17 protein-coding genes are annotated in these 21,192 nt (G+C 65.1%); 4 read left to right on the top strand and 13 right to left on the bottom strand.

Annotation, left to right across the window (positions count from 1 at the left end):
* Positions 1 to 267: 267 nt before the first annotated feature.
* The 13 genes from SNE35_RS22300 to SNE35_RS22240 are packed head-to-tail and all read right to left on the bottom strand — an operon-like array spanning position 268 to position 17,551.
* Complete coding sequence (locus SNE35_RS22300) at positions 268 to 2,166, bottom strand: acyltransferase family protein (protein ID WP_320425214.1); 1,899 nt, start codon at positions 2,164 to 2,166, stop codon at positions 268 to 270.
* Positions 2,163 to 4,067 (bottom strand): acyltransferase family protein, encoded by a 1,905-nt coding sequence (locus SNE35_RS22295; RefSeq protein WP_320425213.1) that lies wholly within the window; start codon positions 4,065 to 4,067, stop codon positions 2,163 to 2,165. The genes SNE35_RS22300 and SNE35_RS22295 overlap by 4 nt, the downstream gene beginning before the upstream one ends.
* A gap of 10 nt (positions 4,068 to 4,077) precedes the next feature.
* Positions 4,078 to 5,175 carry a DegT/DnrJ/EryC1/StrS family aminotransferase gene (locus SNE35_RS22290; protein ID WP_320425212.1) on the bottom strand — a complete coding sequence of 366 codons (1,098 nt, stop codon included), beginning with the start codon at positions 5,173 to 5,175 and terminating at the stop codon, positions 4,078 to 4,080.
* 1 nt (position 5,176) lies between these two features.
* Entirely contained in the window at positions 5,177 to 5,764 is a 588-nt protein-coding gene (locus SNE35_RS22285) for an acyltransferase (RefSeq protein WP_320425211.1), read from the bottom strand.
* Between the two features lie 2 nt (positions 5,765 to 5,766).
* A complete protein-coding gene (locus SNE35_RS22280) occupies positions 5,767 to 6,837 on the bottom strand; it encodes a Gfo/Idh/MocA family protein (protein ID WP_320425210.1) in 1,071 nt (356 codons plus the stop codon).
* Positions 6,838 to 6,853: 16 nt separating this feature from the next.
* Positions 6,854 to 8,335, bottom strand: a complete 1,482-nt coding sequence (locus SNE35_RS22275; RefSeq protein ID WP_320425209.1) for a lipopolysaccharide biosynthesis protein — start codon at positions 8,333 to 8,335, stop codon at positions 6,854 to 6,856.
* Complete coding sequence (locus tag SNE35_RS22270) at positions 8,332 to 9,612, bottom strand: glycosyltransferase (protein WP_320425208.1); 1,281 nt, start codon at positions 9,610 to 9,612, stop codon at positions 8,332 to 8,334. Before SNE35_RS22270 ends, SNE35_RS22275 begins: the two co-directional genes overlap by 4 nt.
* On the bottom strand, positions 9,612 to 10,571 hold the full coding sequence (locus SNE35_RS22265; RefSeq protein WP_320425207.1) for a polysaccharide deacetylase family protein: 960 nt from the start codon (positions 10,569 to 10,571) through the stop codon (positions 9,612 to 9,614). The genes SNE35_RS22270 and SNE35_RS22265 overlap by 1 nt, the downstream gene beginning before the upstream one ends.
* Entirely contained in the window at positions 10,568 to 11,890 is a 1,323-nt protein-coding gene (locus SNE35_RS22260; protein WP_320425206.1) for a putative O-glycosylation ligase, exosortase A system-associated, read from the bottom strand. Before SNE35_RS22260 ends, SNE35_RS22265 begins: the two co-directional genes overlap by 4 nt.
* Complete coding sequence (locus SNE35_RS22255; RefSeq protein WP_320425205.1) at positions 11,880 to 13,088, bottom strand: glycosyltransferase family 4 protein; 1,209 nt, start codon at positions 13,086 to 13,088, stop codon at positions 11,880 to 11,882. Before SNE35_RS22255 ends, SNE35_RS22260 begins: the two co-directional genes overlap by 11 nt.
* Positions 13,085 to 14,299, bottom strand: coding sequence for a glycosyltransferase family 4 protein (locus SNE35_RS22250; protein WP_320425204.1), 1,215 nt, complete (start codon positions 14,297 to 14,299; stop codon positions 13,085 to 13,087). Before SNE35_RS22250 ends, SNE35_RS22255 begins: the two co-directional genes overlap by 4 nt.
* Positions 14,296 to 15,612 carry a nucleotide sugar dehydrogenase gene (locus SNE35_RS22245; protein WP_320425203.1) on the bottom strand — a complete coding sequence of 439 codons (1,317 nt, stop codon included), beginning with the start codon at positions 15,610 to 15,612 and terminating at the stop codon, positions 14,296 to 14,298. Before SNE35_RS22245 ends, SNE35_RS22250 begins: the two co-directional genes overlap by 4 nt.
* A 19-nt stretch (positions 15,613 to 15,631) precedes the next feature.
* Positions 15,632 to 17,551: an XrtA/PEP-CTERM system amidotransferase gene (locus tag SNE35_RS22240; protein ID WP_320425202.1), complete on the bottom strand. Its 1,920-nt coding sequence runs from the start codon at positions 17,549 to 17,551 to the stop codon at positions 15,632 to 15,634.
* Between the two features lie 223 nt (positions 17,552 to 17,774).
* Here SNE35_RS22240 and SNE35_RS22235 point away from each other — a divergent pair, with 223 nt between their 5' ends.
* Genes SNE35_RS22235 through SNE35_RS22220 form a run of 4 tightly spaced genes read left to right on the top strand, consistent with a single transcriptional unit; the run spans position 17,775 to position 21,183 of the window.
* Positions 17,775 to 18,155, top strand: a complete 381-nt coding sequence (locus tag SNE35_RS22235) for a GtrA family protein (RefSeq protein WP_320425201.1) — start codon at positions 17,775 to 17,777, stop codon at positions 18,153 to 18,155.
* A 4-nt stretch (positions 18,156 to 18,159) separates the two neighbouring features.
* Positions 18,160 to 19,179, top strand: coding sequence for a glycosyltransferase family 2 protein (locus SNE35_RS22230; protein ID WP_320425200.1), 1,020 nt, complete (start codon positions 18,160 to 18,162; stop codon positions 19,177 to 19,179).
* Entirely contained in the window at positions 19,176 to 19,538 is a 363-nt protein-coding gene (locus SNE35_RS22225; protein ID WP_320425199.1) for a hypothetical protein, read from the top strand. The genes SNE35_RS22230 and SNE35_RS22225 overlap by 4 nt, the downstream gene beginning before the upstream one ends.
* Positions 19,528 to 21,183: a hypothetical protein gene (locus tag SNE35_RS22220; protein ID WP_320425198.1), complete on the top strand. Its 1,656-nt coding sequence runs from the start codon at positions 19,528 to 19,530 to the stop codon at positions 21,181 to 21,183. The genes SNE35_RS22225 and SNE35_RS22220 overlap by 11 nt, the downstream gene beginning before the upstream one ends.
* The last annotated feature ends 9 nt before the right edge of the window (positions 21,184 to 21,192 follow it).

Raw genomic sequence — 21,192 nt, 5'->3', positions numbered from 1 at the left:
TGAACAGTTGTAAAGAAAATCGACAGACGCTCGGCTCATGGCATCGCGCTGTGCGATAAGTACGGGCACTGGTTTCTCAGCGAAGCGAGTCTCTGGACTCACGCAAAATGCAGCCGATCCATCAAAATCTTCGGCTAAAACCACTTCTCCACGCCTCGGAATCGCCTCTTTCGTTTCGCACCTTCGAGCTGGCGCAATCAGATGTACTAGCACTTCGAGCGGGAAAACCGGACGGCTACCCTCAGAAAAGCACGATCCGCGCCATGATCAACGCTGAACCGCGGGCAGCAAGGCTCGGCTTACCAGCAAGCGGGCGCCGACCATGCTCAAGTGGTTGCTGTCCAGGTACAAGCCGCGCCCGTCGTCGCCCACGACCGCGCAATGCCCGGAGCCGCAGAGCGCATCCTCCACGGACACGCGCCGCGCGCCCGTGGCAGCCGATGCTCGCGCGAGCATGTCGAGCGACCTCGCTTCCATGCGCTGATACACCTGCCTCGTCATGCCGTAGTCGGCCGGATCTCGTCCGCGCCGCAGGTACTGCGCCAAGGCGGCAGGTACTGGATAGTCATAGGTCGGCACCGGGTCCATCAGCCAGACTTCCTTGCCGTGCGCTACGAGCGCCAGGATCGCGGCGCGGAGGCCTTTTTCAAAGGCCTCCGCTGTGACCGAATCACCCAGGTAGCTCGAAGCTCGAGCGACGATGAGCACGCGATCGACTTTCGCGTCGGCCACAAGGCCGGCCAGAATCGCCTCGTTATGCGGGCGACAGTAGCTGCGGCCTGGCATCGCAAAGTCCAGCGACGGCGGACAGGCTGCCGCCGTCATCGCCGCGAGGCTGCGGTCGCCGGGCAGGAACTCGGACAATGCCTGGCCGATCTCCACGCCATGACTGTCACCCCACACGGCCAGTTGGTGTGCCGCGTTCGCGTCACCGAACTGGCAACGCGAGAGGTACGTGATCTGTACGCGCTCGCGGGTGTGGCAGCGCTCGCGACCCGGGCTGAAGTCGGCCGCAGCAGTGAGCAGCGCATTGGACGCCGTGGGCGCTTCGCCCGCGCGACGGGCAGCGATGAAGAGGCCGCCGCCCAGCACCAGACACATCGCGATAGCCGCGCCGCCCGACAGCAGGAAAGTCCGCTGACGCCAGGCAGCGCGGCGCACGGGTATCTCCACCCAGTGCAGCGATGCCCAAGCCACCGCTACGGCCAGCAGCACGGCAGCACCGGCCTGCAGGGCATCCGGCTGGCCCAGCAACAGGTGGCGCGAGAACACCAGCATAGGCCAGTGCCATAGATACAGCGAGAAGCTCAGCGCGCCTATCCAGCGCAGCGGCGGTAGCGCCAGTAGGCGGCTGGCGCCGCTCCCGTCGCCCCGCCCAGCCTCGATCAGCGCCGCAGCGCCCAAGCAAGGCCACAGCGCAGTCAGACCTGGAAAGGCCGAGTCCGGCTTCAACAGCACGCAGGCCGAGATGATGGTCGCCAAACCGGCCAGGCCCATCAGTTGACGCACTCTGGTCGACAACGGCGGGCGGCCGCGGTCCACACGCACCGCCAGCAGTGAGCCCACCATCAGTTCGCAGGTGCGCGACAGCGCGGAGTAGAAAGCCAGCGGGGGATCGCTGCGGACGAGGTACTGCGCATAGGCCAGCGAAACGAGGCCCAGGCCCGCCAGCACCCAGCCAATGGCTCCCTGCGAGCGGCGGTACAAGGCCGCAAGCAGCAGCGGGAAGACGATGTAGTACTGCTCCTCCACGGCCAACGACCAAGTGTGTACCAGTGGTTTGAGCTCGGTGGCCCCTTCGAAGTAGCCCGTGGTGCGGTACAGCTCGACGTTGGACGCGAACAGTCCCGTTGCGCCGAACACGCGCGCGAACTCGCCCATGGCTTGCGGCGCCAACAGCAGCCAGGCAGCCGGCACTATGAGAGCCAGCATGACGAAGAGGGCCGGGAAGATGCGCCGTATGCGCGCCGCGTAGAACGACGCCACGCTGTATTTGCCCGCCTCCAGGCGCTGCAGAAGCAGCATCGTGATCAGGTAGCCCGAGATGACGAAGAACACATCCACGCCCACGTAACCGCCCGTCAGCAGCCAAGGCCAGGCGTGGAAGGCCACTACCGGCACGATGGCCAGGGCGCGCAGGCCTTCGATGTCGGGCCGGAACCTCATCGTGCGGGTGCCTCCAGCAACCGCAGCACGACCGGCGCGACCTGGGCCGCTCCATGCATGCTGAGGTGGTTGTCGTCGAAGTACAGCGGGTGGTCGCCCTCCAGCACGGCACAGCGCCGCCGGCCGCCGCACAGCAATTCCCCGACGGGAACGCGTCGCACCAGACCATCCGCACTGAGCCGCTGAAGCAGTGCCAGCGGTGCGGCCTGCTGCGCCTCGTACTGCACAGGCAACTGGCCCTGCGCCTCTAGCGCCTCGCCTCGACGCCAGCGCATGGCCAGCGCGGCGGGAATTGGGTAGCGGTAGGTGGGCACGGGGTCCAGCAGCAGCACCTGCTTGCCGGCCCGGTGCAGCCGCTTCACAACCTCGGCCAAGCCCGCTTCGAAGGCGACAGCATCTGGGGCGTTCAGGTAGAACTCGTAGCGGGCCGCCAGCAGCACGGCTTCCACGCTCTGATCGTGGCTGAGCTTGTCCAACAACGCGGCATTGACGGCAGCGCAGTGCGGCCGGCCCGGCGGCGTGTAGTCCAGGGCCGGCGGACAGGTGGAGCCGGTGAGCTGGGCAACCCGACGATCTGCGACCTGGTCCCCCAGCGCACGGGCGATCTCCACGCCATGGCTATCGCCCCAGACGGCCAGCGTCGCCGACGCAGATGCGGGGCCGAACAGGCACCGGTGCTCGTAATCCAGCCAGCGGTTCCCGCTGGAGTGGCAGCGTTTGCGATCGGGGCTGAAGTCGTCCGCACCGGCGCGCAGCAGGGCATCGCGGCCCGGCTGGGCGGCGCGGTGGTCGGCTGCGGCCGTCAGCGCCCAGGCCGCGGCAAGGCTGGCCAGGATGGCGGACACACCAGCGGCCAGCATCACGCGCTGAGTCACCCTGGATTGCCGCACGGGTGCCTCCACCCAGTGCAGGGAGGCCCAGGCCAGCGCGATGGCCACCGCTACGGCAAGTGCGGCCTGGACGGGCGTGGGTTCGTCCAGCAGCCTGTGCCGCGCCAGTACCAGCACAGGCCAGTGCCACAGGTATAGCGAAAACGACATCGCGCCAATCCAGCGCAGCGGCGCCACCGACAAGCAGCGCGTCGCAGCGGCCTGCCTCGTCGTTCCCACCCAGATCAGCGCCGCCGTCGCAAGACAAGGCCACAGCGCGATGGGGCCGGGGAAGGCATGGTCGGCCCGAACCCACAGCAGCGATGCGACGAGGGCTACCAGCGCTACCCAGCCCACCGCCTGATCCACCCAGGTCGGGCGTACGGGCGCTGCGTCGCTGCGGCCCACCCACCAGGCCAGGCCCGACCCGATCATCAGCTCAAAGGTGCGGGCAGGCGCGGCGAAGAAGGCCCATTCGGCGTCGTACATCATCAGCCGCAGGCACCAGGTCAGCGACAACAGGCCCCCCCCCAGCAGCACGACGCCGATGTAGCGCCGCGCAAAGCGCCAGAGGAGCGCCAGCACCGGTGGGAAGAGAATGTAGTACTGCTCTTCCACGGCGAGCGACCAGGTGTGCAGCAGCGGTTTGAGGTCCGCAGCACCTTCGAAATAGCCGGTGGTGTGGTACAGCTCCACGTTGGAGAGGAAGAGTCCCGTCGCCCCCAGCAGCCGTGCGAACTCGCGCAGCATCTGCGGCTCCAGCAACAGCAGGCAGGCCGGCGCGACGAGGGCCAGCATCGCGAACAGCGCCGGGAAGATACGCCGGATGCGGGCCGCGTAGAACGATGCGATGCTGTACTGGCCCGCCGCCAGGCGCTGCAGCAGGAGCGTCGTGATCAGGTAGCCCGAGATCACGAAGAAGACGTCCACGCCGACGAAGCCGCCGGGCAGCACCGCGGGCCAGGCATGGAACACCACGACCGGGACGATGGCCAGGGCCCGAAGTCCCTCGATGTCGGGCCGGAATTTCATCCGCGATGGATCAGGCGAAAGCCTGCGCCAGCGCGGCGACGACCTGGTCCTGCTGCCCCTCGGTGAGATCGGCGCTCATGGGCAGGCTCATCACGCGCTGTGCGGCGGCAATGCTGTGCGGGAAGTCGTCCGGCTGGGCGTACTTGGCGTAGGCCGGCTGGTGATGCAGCGGGCGCGGGTAGTGCACGGCCGTCGGGATGCCTGCAGCCTTGAGCTTGCCCTGCAGGGCTTCGCGGTCGTCCACGAAGACCGTGTACTGGGCCCACACGCAGTCACGGTCGCCCTTGACCTCCAGTAGCTGCAGGCCCGGGACAGCGGCCTTGAGCTTGCGCCCGTAGGCATCGCCCAGTTCCAGCCGGCGGCGGATCTCCCAGTCGAAGCGGTCCAGCTTGCCCAGCACGACAGCGCACTGCAGCGTGTCCATGCGGCCACCCACACCCAGGCGCGTGTGCAGGTAACGCTGGCTCTGGCCGTGGGTGCGGATTTCGCGGCAGGCCTGGGCGAGCTTGTCGTCGCTGGTGAAGATGGCGCCGCCATCGCCGTAGCAGCCCAGCGGCTTGCTGGGGAAGAAGCTGGTGCAGCCGAAGGTCGAGACGTTGCAGCTTTTCCTGTTGTTGTACGTGGCGCCGAAGCTCTGCGCGGCGTCCTCGATGACAGCGATGCCGTGCCGCTGGCCGATGGCGTTGATCGCGTCCATGTCGGCCACCTGGCCATACAGGCTCACCGGCATGATGGCCTTGGTCTTCGACGTGATCGCAGCCTCGACGAGATTGGCATCGATGTTGGCCGTGCCGGGCTCGATGTCCACGAACACCGGCACACCGCCAGCCAGCACGATCATCTCGGCCGTCGCGGCGAAGGTGAACGGGCTGGTGATGACCTCGTCGCCGGGTTGGAGGTCCAGCGCCATCAGCGCGATCAGGAGCGCCTCGGTGCCGCTGGCGACGCTGATGCAGTGCCTGGCGCCCGTGTAAGCGACGAGGGCCTCCTCCATTTCCTTGACCTCGGGGCCGAGGATGTACTGGCCATGGTCCAGCACCTTCTGGATGCGGGCGTTGATGTTGTCGCGCAGCGCCGCGTACTGGCTCTTGAGGTCGATGAAGTCCATTTCAGGATTCGATGAGTTGGAGTTGCTGGCCGGCGAGGCGGTAGCGGTCGCCAGTGTGGGGGCAGGTGGTCTCGACGGGATCTTCGCTTGTGACCGGAAGTTCCAGCCGCTCGCCGAAGCGGCTCATCCAGCCGATCTGGCGGGCGGGCACGCCCACCATCAGTGCGAAATCGGGCACGTCGCGGTTGATGACGGCGCCGGCGCCGATGAAGGCGTAGCGGCCCACCGTGGTGCCGCAGACGACGGTGGAATTGGCGCCGAGCGTGGCGCCGCGCCTCACGAGCGTGCGGCGGTATTCGTCCTTGCGCGTGACGGCCGAGCGCGGGTTGTAGACGTTGGTGAACACCATGCTGGGACCGCAGAACACGTCGTCCTCCAGCGTCACGGCGTCATAGACGGAGACGTTGTTCTGGACCTTGACGTTATCGCCGATGCTCACGTCGTTGCCCACATAGACGTTCTGGCCGAACGAGCACTTCGCGCCGATGCGGGCTCCTGCGCTGATGTGGACGAAGTGCCAGACGCGGCAGTCATCGCCGAGCTGGGCGCCGTCGTCGACGATGGCGCTCGGATGGATGGTGGTGGCCATGTTCAGTAGCTCAGCGGCAGGTTGATGCGGCGCCCGTCGCGGGCGCTCATGTACAGCGCGATCAGCAGTTCCAGGGATTTGAGGCCCTCGCGGCCATCGGTCTCGGCATGGGCCTCACCGCGCAGCGTCTTGATGACGTTGTCGTAGTACAGCGGGTGGCCAAAGCCGTAGACGGAAGTGGTCTGGTAGCTCGCGTCCTTGATGAGATCGTCCATCTCGTGCGGCGTCTCGAACTCCCAGTGCTGAATCTCGTTGACGGCAAGGCCGCCGACGCGCACGGAGCCCTTTTCGCCCAGCAGCGTGATGGAGCCTTCGAGATTCTTGGGGTAGGTCAGCATGCTGACGTTGACCGTGCCCATGGCGCCGTTACGCCACTTCAGCGCCGCCACGCCGCTGTCCTCCACCTCGATGTTGCGGGCCAGCGTGCCGGTGTAGGCCATGACGCTCTCCACCGGGCCGCAGATCCAGTCCAACAGGTCCACGTAATGGCTGGCCTGGTTCATGAAGGCTCCACCGTCGAATTCCCAGGTGCCGCGCCATTCCGCGCTGTCGTAGTAGGCCTGCGGACGAGTCCAGAACACGTTGACGGCAACGTTGTACAGGCGTCCGAAGCGGCCTTCGGCCATCGCCCGCTTGAGCAGCTGCAGCGTCGGGTTGCGGCGGTTCTGCTTGACGACGAAAAGGCGCACGCCGGCGTCGTCGCAGGCCTTCACCATCGCCAGGCCGTCCTGCCAGCGGGTGGCCATGGGCTTCTCGGTCATCACGTCCACGCCGGCATGGGCGGCCTCGATCGCCTGGCGTGGATGCAGGCCGCTGGGCGTGGTCAGCACCACGCAATCGATGCCCAATTCGGCCTTTGCAGCAAGAAGTTCGGTGAGACTGGCGAAACCGCGTGCGCCGGTCTTGGCTACAGCGGCCTGCAACGCGGCAGGATCGGTATCGCAGACGGCCGCCAGTTCGGCGCGCTCTGCATGCTTCTTCACGGCCTCCATGTGATTCTGCGCGATGCGGCCGCAACCGATCAGCGCGAAGCGGACGAGGCGGCCTTGGACGGGAGTGCGGAAATGTTGCATAGGATTCACCTGTGAATTAACCGTTCTGGGCCGCATTGTCGGCAGGCCGGCGCCAGAACCTCGTCAGCTTCGCGAAAACGGGATCGGCAGCCAGCGGATGGCGGCACAAGCTCAATGCAAACAGCCATGACACGCAGCAGCTCACGATAGCCAGCGCGAACCAGGCGGCTGGCAGCGGCTGGCCCAACTCGCGCGGATGCAAGCACAGCAGCAGTCCAGGCAATGCCAACGCCAGCGAGGCAACGATCAGGCTGCGCCCGAGCTGATGGCACAGCGCACTCCAATCGTTGGGTAGGAATCTGCCCTTGACCACGTAGATCAACGGCAACTGCAGCAGCGTCGTCACCGCGAGGGCGGCCGCACAGGCCCATGGCTCTCGCCAGTAGGCAGCTGCGGCGACGATGGCAACCGCCCGCGCCGGTTGGAAGAAGACCTCCATGCGTGTGAGCAGATCCATGCGGCCCATGGCCACCATCAGGTTGCCCACCAAGCTGCCCGCCGCCGCCAACGCGCCGGCCAAGCAGAACAGCGGCACAAGCGGTGCCGCCGCATCCCACTGTGGGCCGAACAGCAGGCGCAAGGTCTCCAGCGCATAGAGGGACACAAAGCCGTAGAACGGCCAGGCGACGACGCAAACATAGGTAACGCTGGAGACGTATAGAGGCTCCATGGCCTGATGCTCGCGCACCGCCTTCGCGTAGGCGGGGTAGGCCACATTGCGCACGGAGCCCATCAGATCCCGATGGAAGAGGTTCATCAACCCTTGCGCCCGACTGAGCAGCGCCACCGGCGTGAAGCCCATCAATTTGCCCACCGCCAAGTCATTGATGTCCATGGAGACCGATGTGATCACACCCACTACCGAACTCTGCGCGCCGAACTTGAACAGGCTACGCCAATGAGAAAGGCTTGGGCGCAGCATCCGGCGGTCACCCCTCGCGCACCACGCGGCAAAGCCCGTGGTGGCACTGACCACCAACGTGCCGGCGACCAGCGCCATCGGCCCGAAGCCGGCCCAGGAGAGTCCGACGCTGGCGACGGCGCCAGCCAGCGTTGCAATGAAGTTCACTGCAACCAGGGGCTTGAACGCCAAGCCCCTGCGGAGCAGCGCCAGCGAGATCGTGGAGAACGGCAGCAGTAGGAAGTTCAGCGAAGCCAGCCACAGCAGGTTGCGCATGCGCGGCTCGCGGTAGAAATCAGCCACCCAGGGCGCAGCGGCGAACACGACCAGACCCAGGCCCACGCCGATGAGTAGCGTGACGCCCAGCGCCGTACGAATGTGGTCGTCGTTAAGTTCCTTCTCCTGGATCAGATAGCTGGCCACACCGAAGTCGCGCAGCACCTGGGCGATGCTCATGACGGCAAGCGTCACCGAGTAAACGCCGATCTCCGCCGGCGTCAGCAGGCGGGCAATCAGCAGATTGCTTGCCAGGCCGATGATGATCAGCACATACCGTTCCGCGAAGGAGAACAGCAGTGCGCTACGCACGCTGCTCATGGAGTGGCCTCCAGGCGCCGACCGTCGACCGCCGCATCCAGCACACGGGCCAGGCGCTGCGCCGTGGCGGCGCGGCTGTAGCGGTCGATGCCATGCGGTGGCGCCACCTGCGCTTCGCCGCGCAGCCAAGCGAGCAGCGTCAGTGCGAGGCCGGCCACGTCGCCCGGCTCGACGCGCACACCGCCGCCGGTGTCGTCGAGCACCTGCGCCACCTCGCTGGCCGCAGGCACGATCGCCAGAATGGGTCGACCGCAGGCCAGATACTCAAACAGCTTTCCGGGTAGCGACGCGATGGCGTAATAGCCCGTGGGCACCGGCAAGTACAACAGGTCGGCTTGCTTCATCAGCGTGACCGCCTCGCCATGCGGCACGCGACCCAGTTCACTGACCCACTCGCTCACGCCTGCCTCGGCTGCAGGCCCGGGTGCGAAACCGGCGGCCAGCACACGCAGTCGCGCCAGTTCCGGATGGCCTTGCGAGCCAAGCAGCGCGACGGCGGCATAAAGATCATGCAGACCGTAGCCCGGCCGCCAAACGCCGGTATACGCGATGCGCAGCAGACCGTCGCCAGGGGGCGGCGCCTCGCCTGCGAAATCGCTGGGTTCGAAGCCGTTTGTGATCAGATGCAGGTCGTCGCGTCCGCAGTCGCGGCCCACGCTGTCCACCAACGCTCGGGTGACGGTGACGATTGCTGCGGCGTCCTTGGCCGCCAGCCTTTCCAGCGCCGGGTTGTCGCGCAGTTGCTCGGGCGTCGCCTGTTCCCAGGCCATGTCACCGCTGGGCGTCCACTGGTCACGATAGTCCAGCACATAGGGCTTGCCGGTACGACGTGACACCTCGCGCGCGATAAGGAAGGCCGTCCAGGGCCAGCCACTGGCGTAGATGGCATCGAAGCCCTCGCGCCGATGCAGTTCGACCGCCCGCTCGACGGCAGGCTTGAGCCAGCCCGCGGCTTCGTCGGGTACGGTACTGCGAACTCGCAGTCGCCAAGCCAGGGCCTCGACGAGGCGGCGGCTGACCGCCCGCGGCAACCAGCCCGCCCAACGCTGCGCACGCAAGCGGGACAGCAGCGGTACTCGTTCGATACGTGTGCCGGGCCGGAGTTCGGCCAACATCTCGGGCTCCAGTCCCACATGCGGTTCGGGATCCCAGCCCAGTACCAGCGGATGCCAGCCGCAGTCCGGCAGATGGTTGACGAAAGCCAGGCTGCGCCGCGTGCCAGAGTTGGCAATCGGCGGAAACAGATAAGCGAGAAAAAGGACTCGGCGCATCGCCATCAGTTCGACAGGTTGCGCGCCAGGCGCAGGCCAAAGCCGAACCGGCTGCGGTCCCAAGGCGTGAAGCGCGGGATCTGGAAAACATCCTCGTCGCGCCGCGCCGCTGCCCAGCGCGTGGACACCGCCGCCTCGAACCCCAACTCGCGCGCGATGCCGGGATGTACGTCGGGCAGGTAGTCGACACCCGGCTTGCCATTGGGATAGGCGAATAGGCTCACCTTCTCACCCAGCAATGCCTGAAGCACGTCGCGGCTGCGGCCCATTTCATCGGCGACCTGCCGAGCATCAAGCGTCGCCAGGATCGGGTGGCTGACGGTGTGCGCGCCGATTTGCATGCCGGCCCCACGCAGGGCGCGCACCTGTTCGCTGCTCATCATCAGATCGTTCGGTGGTTCGACTTCGGCACGCGCTGCGATGGCATCCACGCAGGCCTGTCGAGGCCCAGGGGGCAGGTATTTCACATGCTCGATGAGCTGGCCCAGAGCCGCACGGCGCGCGGTATCTGCGCCCAGTTCATGCCGGCCCAGATCTTCGCCGTTGGCCCCCCGCAAGCCGCTGAGGTCGAGCAGCGGCTTATCACTCAGGCGCAAGGCCTCGATGAGCGTGTCATTCCACATACGCCCTCCGTCCAGGAAACCGGTGGCGACGAAGAAACTGCAAGGCAGGCCATGCTTTTGAAGCAAGGGGAGCGCCACGTCGTGGTTGTCGGCATAGCCGTCGTCGAAGGTCAAGGCCGCGGCTCGCGCAGGCAGGCTGCCGTCCCGCAGACGCCGCGCCGCTTCGTCCAGCGGGAGCACGTTGAACCACCACTTGACCCAGCCCAGCAGGGTGTCGAAGCGTGCCGCGTCCATCTCCTCGGGAAACAGCGGGTCAGGTTGCGGCAACACGCGGTGGAAGATCAACACGCTCAAGCGCGCGCGCGTTCCAGCCGGAGACAGCAGATTGAACAGGGGTTTCATGACAATGGCATCGCCTTGGGCGTCTTCTTGAACCAACTTTGCGCGAACGGCGGCCACACAATCAGCGGCTCGGGTTTCTCAGTCAACCACGCCTTGCGCGCAAGCCAGCGCCTACCGACCACGGCCATGATCATCATGTTGTAGGGCAGGTCCCAGTAGGACAGGCTCAGGAATGCGCCACCCACGGCGTAGCCCACGAAACTCACCTGCAGCATGCCGCCCAGATCCGACAACCATTGCGTTTCGGGCTGGCGCCGCCCCTGTCCGCGCAGATGGTTGGCCGAGCCGTAGGCCAGCATGAACAACGCCAGGAAGAGAAACAAGCCCACAAAACCCTGCTCGCCCAGCACCATGAAATAGATGCTGTGAGCGGCATGAACGTCGGTCGGATCTGGCGCATAGACCGCGAAGATGACGCCCGTCCAGACCATGAATCCCCCGCCAAACAAATGGGACTTGGCCAGGTTGAACGCCATCCACCAGGCGTTGATACGGCCCAGGGCCGACGCATCCTGATCGTAGGTCTTGATGGTATTCATGCGCTCCCACCATTCGGCAGGCATCAACGACAGCATCCCGGCACCGATGACGACAAGGGCGATCGCCGGGCCGATCTTGTTCTTGCCGCGCCACCAGAACATCAGCCCCATCGCTCCGAGCGCCAACAACGCACCGCGCGAATTACTGCCCAATGCGGCCAAGACCATCATGAGCATGCAGAAGGTCATCACCAGCCTCGCCCATCTAGCCTGCATCTGCATCTGCAGGAAACGCATCAACGGGATGGTCATCACGATAGCGACCGCGACCTCGTTGTTGCCCTCGATATAGCTGGTTTCTGGTCCCCATACCTTGTAGTTGCCGCCGGTCATCGCCGTGAAGATGCCGCCCTTCACGCCATAGAAGCCAATCGAAATGACGTTGATCCAGACGAACCACATCAATTGCCGCTTCGAGTGCAGCAAGACCATCGACACGAGCACCACCAGGTCGATCTTCATGACCCGTTTCCACAGTTCGAAGCTCTCGTCGAACAACATCGAGAACGGCAAGGTGATGCACATCCAGACCATGAAGACGATGAGCATGCGCTGCTCGCGGGCCAGCGAAAAATCCTTGCGATCCTTCGTGATCAACAGGCCCAACATCGTCGAGCAAAAGATAACCATGGCGAATGGCTGATCCTTCAGCGTCCAGGACAACTGGTGGGGATTCATGACACTGATCCAGGTCCAGATCAGGATGCCAATCCACGGGCGCTTGAACGATTGCAAGAAACCCCAACCAAAGATGAGCAACAGGGCAAGGTCACGTAGCATGGCAAACCTTCTTGGCAATTCCGCTGAACAGCTCCAGTTGCCCCTCCGTCGTGGCTTGCCAACTAAAGCCCTCGGCATAGCGGCGCGTCGCCAAACGATCTACTCCGGCATCGAGCAATTCGCTGATCGCGCTGGCAAATGCGGGCCCATCGCGGCGAGTCACCAACCGTCCCGCCTCCGGCGCCGCGACGACCTCGGGCGTACCCCAGATGTCGGTCGCGACAACCGGTGCACCGCAGGCCATCGCTTCCAGCAGCACATTGGCCCAGCCCTCGCGGCTGGAGCACAGCAGCAGCGCATCGGCAGCGCTGTACCACTTCAACAACTCGGCGTTGGGCAGCGCCCCGGTCAGGCGCACCTTCTCGGACACGCCCAGGCGCACAGCCAGTGCAGCCAAGCCGGCTCGCTCCTCGCCCTCGCCGATGATGACGAGCCGGGCATCGGGGCGGATCTTGGCCAGTTCCGCCAGCGCCTCGATGGCGATGTGGTGGCCCTTGCGCTCGATCAGGTGACCCACAGACAGCAGCAGCGGGGCGCCATCAATACCCAAGTCGGCGCGCATGTCGGCAGGCGATAGAGGACGGAAGCGTTGCAGGTCCACGCCGTTGCGCAGCACGTGCAGCCGCGCCGGGTCATGGCCCCGGCCACGCAGCACATCCATCAAAGCGGCGCAGACGCCGATGGAGGCCGACGCGCGCCGGGCGGCCCAGTCGATCATGCGAGCCGGCAACGCGTATTGCGGGATCAGGTTCAGGTCCGTGCCGCGCGCGGTGATGGTCAACGGTTTGTGGAACCATTTCGCAAGCAGCGCGGCGGCAACGCCGTCGGGGTAGTAGTAGTGCGCATCGATGAGATCGAAGTCGAAGCCTTCATCAATCAGCTTCTGCACGGCCGCGCGCGCGCCCAGCGCCAGCGTCAGCGGTGCAGCAGTCATGCCCACTTTAGGCAGCAGCAGGTAGCGCGGGTGCAGTACATCCAGCCCGTTGCGCTGTTCGCTGGCAGGAGTGGCGGCGAACTTGGCGTAGTCACCCCAGCGCGGGTGACTTGCCGGGAACCACGGTACCGGCGCGACGACGCGAGACTCGACCTGCCCGCTTTTCAGCAGCTCGCGCAGCCGCGTCTCGACAAAGATGCCGTGGGTAGGCCGTACGCTACTGGGGAACAGCGTCGAGAAGGTCAGGATCTTGAGCGTCCTCACGCGGCAGCCCCCTCCGCATCAACGGCTTCCACGAGGATGCGGCCGAACACATCCGACGCGACACGGTGGCCGAAGCGAGCTTCAACCACCTCGCGCGCGGCCCTGGAGAGGCTCAGACGCAGCTCAGCATCGGCCAGCAACTGCAGCGTGGCTTCGGCAAGCGCGTCGGCGCCGTCGGCACGCAGGAAGTGGAGGCCGTGAACAACGTCCAGCCCCTCGATGCCGATGCTGGTCGAGACGACCGGCAGACCCATGGCCATCGCCTCGAATGCCTTGATACGCGTGCCACCGCCCACGCGCAGCGGGATCACGAACGCCTGGGCATCGCGCACGTGGCGACGCACGTCATCGACAAAGCCGGTGAAGCTCACGCCCGGCTCGTTGCGCTGCACCAGGCCAAGCGGGGGATTCTTGCCGACGACGCGCAGTTGCGCGTCCGGCCGCTTGGCGCGCACGCGCGGCCAGACTTCATCGATGTAGAAGCGAATACCGTCGACGTTGGCCTCCCAGTCCATCGAGCCGGTGAAGACGACAGTTGGCGCGCCATCGGTCGGCGGCTGCCAGGAGAAGAAGTCGAGATCGACGCCGGTGGGGATCGCTCGGACTGTGGTCAGGCCGTCTTGTTTGGCGAACATCTGCGCATCGCGCTCGGACACCGCGACGACGCGCGTGAAACGCGCAAGCTCTGCACGCTCGAAGCGGCGCATCTTGCGCGCCTGCCCAGACCACAGCCATCGCAGCGGCGCGCTGGCCGCTGTCTTTGCGTGGCGTTCGAAAATTTCGGCCTCGACGTTATGCGTGAAGCAAACGGTTGCGCCGCTCAGCGTCTCGGGGCGCAACACGGCAGCATGAACGAAGTCGAAGACGGCCACGTCGAAGCGCTCGGCGGCCAACACCTGTTCGACGGCGGCGACGGCTGCAGGCGTGCGGTCGGCAGCGACGTTGATCGGCAGCGACGACAGCAGGTCGGGCGCGCGCCGCCAGCGCGGACGCGGCGGGCTGGGCATCCAGTCGATGAAGCGCTCGCAGAGCCTGCCAAGCTCATGCTGCCACTCGCGCTGCTGCTCGCCCGTGGCCGGCGACAGCAGCGTGATGTCGAACTGGCCACTCTCCTTCAAGCCTCTCAGGATGTTGCCCGTGCGGATCTTGCCGCCTGCATCGGCCGGGAAGAGAAACACCGGCGAGATGAACGCGACCTTGAGCCGACTCACCAGCAGATGCCCTCGTACTGCGCAAACCCGGCGTCGCGCAAGTCGGCATAGCCATTCAGGTCGATGACACGAGCGCCTTTCGACAAGGCGATGATGCGCTGGCGCGCCTCGGCGTCCGCATGGCCCACGACGACGATCTCGGCGCGAGCCAGCGCGGCGTCGGGCTCCTCATGCAGCAAGCGATCGAGGTGGGGAATTTCGCGGTCGATGTATTCCTTGTTCTTGCCCAGCAGCCGCGCAATCTTGACGAACTTGTCGTAGATCGCGATATCGAAGCCCTTGCCCAGCAGGCGCTCGGCCAGCACCACCAGCGGCGAGTCGCGCAGGTCGTCTGTGCCGGGCTTGAAAGCCAGGCCGAACAGCGCCACGGGCTTGCGACCGTGGGCCGCAATCTGCGCATAGGCCCGCGCGATATGAGCCTCGTTGCTGTCCAGCAGCGAGCCGAGCACGGGAATCTCCACGCCGCGCTCCCGCGCTATGGTCAGGAAGCCCTTGACCTCCTTAGGTAGGCAGGATCCGCCGAACGCGAAACCGGGGCGCAGATAGGCCTTTGAGATGTTGAGCTGCGTGTCGCGGCAGAACAGATCCAGCACTTCGCGGGAGTCCAGACCCGTTTCCTTCAACACTGCTCCGGCCTCGTTGGCGAAGACGATCTTCAGCGCATGAAAGACGTTGCACAGGTATTTGACGGACTCGGCCACGCCCACGTCGGCTGCGACGAAGCTGCCGGGCACACCCGCATAGAGCTGGCGCATCACTTCGACACCAGCCTCGTCCAGGCTGCCGACGATGGTCTGCGGCGGCTGGTGGAAGTCCGCTACCGACGAGCCTTCGCGCAGGAACTCGGGGTTGAAGACCAGCGAGAGCCGGTCACCGATGCGACGGCCCACGGCCTGTTCGAGCAACGGCGCGATGCGCTCGCGCGTCGTGCCCGGCGCGACAGTACTGCGAATGACCAGCGTGTGCCGGCTGTCCTTCTTCGCAATCTCCGCACCGATCTGGCGAACCACAGCGTCCAGCGCAGTCAGGTCGGGCATGTAGTTGGACAGCGCAGGCGTGGCGACGGAGATCAGTGAGACCTCGGTGCTGCGCACGGCAGCGGACACGTCGCGGGTCGCGGTCAGCTTGCCGGCCTGCACTGCAGCCGCGATCAGCTCCTCGATGCCCGCCTCCACGACGGGCGACTGGCCCGAGGCGATCAGTTCCACCTTGAGCGAGTTGATGTCCACGCCCACCACCTCGTGCCCGAGTTCGGGCAAGCAAGCGCAAGACACCGCGCCGACGTAGCCCAGACCGAAAACCGAAACCTTCATCGTCCTGATCCCTTTGAATTCATGCGGCCGCGCGCGCGGCGGCCTGGCCCAGCCCGGCGTTGCGCAGGAAGGCGTCGAACATCAACAGTACCCACAGCGGCTGCGCGTGATCGAGCTGGCCGCGCTCGTGCTGGTCCAGCAGGCGCGCGATGGTGGCAGGGTTGAACCAACCCGTTTGCGCCAGTGCACCGTGCTGTAGCGCCTGCCGCGTGGCCTCCCGCAGCGGCCCGCGCAGCCAGCGCGCCAGCGGTACGGCGAAGCCCATCTTGGGCCGATACAGCACGTCATGCGGCAGCATCGGCTCCAGCGCCTTCTTGAATAGGTACTTGCCCTCCTGGCCGCGCAGCTTCAAGCTGGACGGCAGCGTCGCCAGCCACTCCACCAACGGGTGGTCCATCAGCGGCTCGCGCACCTCCAGGCTGTGCGCCATGCTGGCGCGGTCCACCTTGGTGTTGATATCGCCGGGCAGATAGGTGTGGAGGTCAATGTACTGGATCACCGCCAACGGATCGTCGGTATCGGCACGTTGCGCGTGCGCATGGAACACCTCGCTGGCATGCCAGCCTTGCAGTTCGCGCTTGAAGGCATCGCTGAACAAGGCGTGTCGCATCGGGTCGCGCACCAGACCCATCGTGTTGAAGTAGGCATCAACCGAGTTACGCGCGATGGCCTGGAAGGTCGTCTTGGCGCGGAACACGCGAGGCGCCCAATCGGCCTTCGGATAGAGCCTTGCCAGCGGGCCAAACACGCCACGCCGAAGTGCCAGCGGGAACGCGCCACGCATGCGCTCTTCCATCATGTGCATCTTGTAGCGCCGGTAGCCACCAAAGCTCTCATCACCACCGTCACCGCTCAGCGCCACGGTCACGTGCTTGCGCGCCAGTTCGCAGACGCGATAGGTCGGGATTGCGGACGAATCCGCATAGGGCTCGTCGTACAGATGCGCCAGCAGATCGACCAGGCCGAAATCGTCGCTGTCGACTGTCTCGACACGGTGGTTCGTGCGATAGCGGTCCGCCACCATCTGCGCAAACTGTGTCTCGTTGAACTGCGGGTCGTCGAAACCGATGGAGCAAGTGTTGACCGGCTGCTCGTCCAACTGCGCCATCGCCGCAACAACGGCGCTGGAATCCACGCCGCCGGACAGGAACGCGCCCAGCGGCACCTCGGACTTCAAGCGCAGCTTGACAGCTTCAGCGAGCCGGCGGCGCAGTTCCTCGGCGGCCTCCTGCTCGCCGATCTGCGCGTCCAGCGTGAACTTCACGTCCCAATAGCGCTGTGGCGTACCCACCGCCTCGCCGCGTTTGACGAGCAGGCGATGGCCAGGGGCGAGCTTGTACGCGTGCTTGTAGATCGTCGCCGGATCGGGCACGTATCCCAGCGCGAAATAGGCTTCGACGGCGCGCGGATCCAGTTCCTGACGCAGCCCGCCATGAGCCATCAGGCTTTTCAATTCAGAACCGAACAACAGCCAGCCGTCCGCCGTCAACGCGTAATGCAGCGGCTTCACACCCAGGCGATCGCGCGCCATGAACAGACACTCGCGACGACGATCGTGGATCATGAAGGCGAACATGCCACGCAAATGGTGCACGCAGTCCTCGCCCCAGTGCTCCCAAGCACGCACGATGGCCTCGGAGTCGCTCTTGGTACGAAACACGTAGCCGTGGCCGCGCAACTCGTCCATCAACTCCAGGTAGTTATAGACCTCGCCGTTGAAGACGAGCGCCACGGTCTTGTCGTCATTGAAGATCGGCTGCTGGCCCGTGGCGATGTCGATGACCGACAGTCGACGGTGGCCGAAGCCTACGCCAGGCTCGATGTGCAGGTCGCCCTCGTCTGGCCCGCGGTGGTGCTGGGACTCGTTCATCCGGTGCAGCCTGTCTCGCTCGGGTAAGCGCTGGCTGCGAATGTCAAAAATGCCGGTGATGCCACACATGGAGAATTGATTCAGCCAATCATTGTTGGGGAGCCGCTTTGCCGGGCGAACCGGACAGCAGTCGGATTCTTACCGAGTTTGGTGACGCTACCCCGCTTGAGCGTCTTCAGGTGCAGCCCCAATCGCGGAAAATCCCCCACACAAGGGATACCACCGCTCAAAAAGAAGGCGGCACACGCCCGCAAGCATCGATACTTCATCGACTTCACCCTACCCCTCCGCCTTGTTCGCTCAGTTGTTCTCATTCCTGTCCGTCGGCGTTTTTGCCACCGGCTTGCAGTATTTGCTAACGATTGGCCTGGTGCTGGCAGGTGGGTTGCCGCTGGTGTTGGCCTCTACGCTAGCCTTCCTGATCAGTGCCGCGTTCAACTACTGGGCCAACGCGAGCATGACCTTCGCCACTCAGGGTCACCGCGCGGGTAACCGCGCCCAGCAGATGCGCTTCGTCGCGATGGTGGCACTGGGCTGCGCGCTGAACGCCGGTCTGTTGCACGCTGCTGTGGCGCTGGGCCTGCACCCCGTCTTGAGTCAGTTCATCGCAACCGCCGGCGTGCTGGTCAGCAATTTCACGCTCAGCCGCCTCTGGGTCTTCCGCCAACTTTGACGTCATGCAACTGATCGACCCGACTCAATTCCACAGCTCCAGTTGGGACGGTAGCCAAGCCCCGGTCGTCAACCTCGTACTGCCCTGTTACAACGAAGAGGCCGTGCTGCACGAAACTGCCGGCCGTCTGGGCGCGTTGCTGGACGGCTTGAAGGCTGAGGGCCTGATCGCCTCCGCAAGTGCCGCCTACTACGTCGATGACGGTAGCCGTGATGGCACCTGGGCACTAATCGAGACGTTGGCTCGCGAGCGAAGCGATGTCTGCGGCCTCAAGCTGAGCCGCAATCGTGGCCATCAGAACGCGCTGCTGTGCGGGCTCATGTCGATCAGCGGCGACGCACTCATCAGTCTGGACGCCGACCTACAGGACGATCTGTCCATCATCCCCGACATGATTCGCGCCTTCCGCAACGGCGATGAAGTCGTCTACGCCGTACGTCGCCGCCGCGACGCCGACAGCTTCTTCAAGCGCTTCACCGCCGAGGGTTACTACACGGCACTGGCGATGATGGGCGTGGAAGTCGTCTTCAATCACGCCGACTACCGGCTGCTGGGCCGTCGCCCGCTGGAGGCGCTGCGCAGCTATGGCGAGACGCACCTATTCCTGCGCGGGATGGTGCCGCAACTCGGTTACCGCAGCAGCATCGTCACCTTCGATCGCGCTGAGCGCTTTGCGGGTGAGTCCAAATACCCGCTGTCCAAGATGCTGAGCTTGGCTTGGCGCGGCGTCACATCGTTTTCCGCCGCGCCGCTGCGTGTGATCACAGGGCTGGGGATGCTGGTATCCCTCGTCAGCGTGGCCTTTGGCCTGTGGGCGCTGTTCATCAGCCTCTTCACCAGCATGGCCCTCCCGGGCTGGGCGTCCACTGTGATCCCGATGTATTTGCTCGGCGGCATCCAGTTGCTGAGCTTGGGCGTCATCGGCGAATACCTCGCCAAGGTCTATGAGGCCGGAAAAGCGAGACCGCGGTTTCATGTCGAGGCCATCACGGGCGGCTGGCCCGGCGCGAATACAGACCGATGAACGCCCCCGAACCGACCTCGGGTCTGGCTCGGGCGGTGCTGGTGCTGCCGGCCGTGGCCGACTTTCTGTACAACCGGCTCGATGAATTGAGCCCCCGCGGCTTTGCAGGGTTTGGCCTTCCCGCTGCCGAAATGCACAAGCGTCACCTCGTGGAACTTGTGCACCCGGCGCTTGCCCTCCATGACCACCGTGGGGCGTTAGTCGCCGCGCTCGTCCAGATTAGCTCGGCGATGGCATGTCTCGGCTACCCGATCCATCTTCCCGCCACCGTGCTGCTAATCCAGCATTGGCCACCTGAATGGTGGGAGCCCGCCAGCACCGGCCCGAACGACCACGGAGCTCTCTCTCATGCGCACTGACAACCTTGCTTCCCGCCATTCGATGGCAGCGGCCCTGGCGGTAGGTGCTGCCGTGCTACTGACCTACACCCTGCTGTGCTCGGCTATCAAGGTCGACGACGTGGACCGCTACTGGTACGAACTGGGCACCAACCGCTTCTTCTGGGATCTCGGTCATCTCTGGATGCAGCCACTGGCATTGCTGCTCTATCGTGCCAGCGGCGACGTGCTGGGTGTCAACCATAGCCTGGAGGCCATCAACGTCATCTCAGTGGCGCTGGGCTGCGCAGTGTTCTTCACGACGCTGCGCGAGGCCGGGCACTCGACGCTGAAAAGCGTGGCGGCCGTCGCCTTCGTCGCAGCCAGCTTCGACCTCATGACGCTGGGGCCGACGGCACACATCAAATTGATGGTTTTCCCCGCGCTCGCGCTTACGCTACACCATGCGCTGCGCTGGGAGCGAGCTGACGCGGCCGGTCAGTCGACACTCCGTCATCAGCTCGCCAGCGGTGCATGGGCAGGGCTCAGCGTGAACTTGCTCGTCAGCGTGCTGCCACAAATGTTGCTGCTGGCGGTGTTCATGTTGATCCGCGGTGCACGCCGATATGGTCTCGCTCAGACAGTGCGCCGCATGTTGCCCTATGCGCTTGCACTGGCTGTCGTCGGGTTCGGGCTATTGCTGGCGGCCTATGTCGTCGCCCGCCAGAGCGGTACGACGTCCGCCCAGGACCTATTGGGCTTCACGCTCGGTGGGTTGAAAGAGAAGGAAGACCTGCACGTCGGTTTCCCCTCGTTGAAGGAAATGCCACTGCGCTTCGGGTTCAGCCTCGTCAATAACTTCGCGTTCCTGCCATCGGTGGGCACATTGGGGCGGGCATATCTCTGGGGTTGGCTGGCGGACGTTCGCCCTGTGCTCCCGTCGCTGTTGGGTCAGGCACTGCTGGCGGCAATGGTGGGCGCTCTGCTGCTTGCCACCTTCGCCGTCGGTGCCCGTCAGGCACTGAAGAGCAAGGCCGAGCCGGGACTGCTGTCGCCCTGGGCCTTCGTGCTGGGCGCGGCGGCATTCTCGTACTACTACAACCTCAACGACCCAGAGCACTGGTTTCAGTTCACGATGCCAGTCGCGCTGCTCGCGCTACAACTGCGCCGCCGTTGGTTGACGATCTGGCTGTTGTGTATTGCGACGCCTGTACTGCTGACCGTCAACCTAGTCGGCTACGGCATCCCGAAAGCGCGGTTCGCGCTGGCCGAGCGCCAGCAAGCATTGCAGACGGCGCTGGGTATGCAAGGCCTGTACGTCGGTTTTGCAGCCTACCCCGGCGAGCCGGACAGCAGTCTGATGGACACGCCTGGTCTGGAGCGCTTCAACATTGACCTCGTACAGGCCAACGAAATCAAGGCTGACGTCGACGCCCTGCTGGCAAAACTAGACGAACACGTCGATGCCGCATTGGCGCGCGGCGGCCGCGTACTGGTGTTCCGCGCGCTGGACGACATGGACTGGCGTGGCCCGGTCATGCAGGTCGCACTCGCTGGCCTACCGCGAGCCAAACTGCACGCGCATCTGGCCGAACGCTATGTGATCAGTGGGCCAGTGGATGCGGGGGGCTTCCCGGCCTACGAATTGCGAGCACTGGATTTGATCCGCACAAGAGCGTCACCTTAGGACGCTTTT

Origin of the sequence: Roseateles agri, from assembly GCF_034043675.1 — a bacterium.
Classification (GTDB): Bacteria; Pseudomonadota; Gammaproteobacteria; order Burkholderiales; family Burkholderiaceae_C; genus KK5.
The sequence above is the reverse complement of the archived record's forward strand: the minus strand, read 5'-3'. Positions and strand labels throughout refer to the sequence as shown.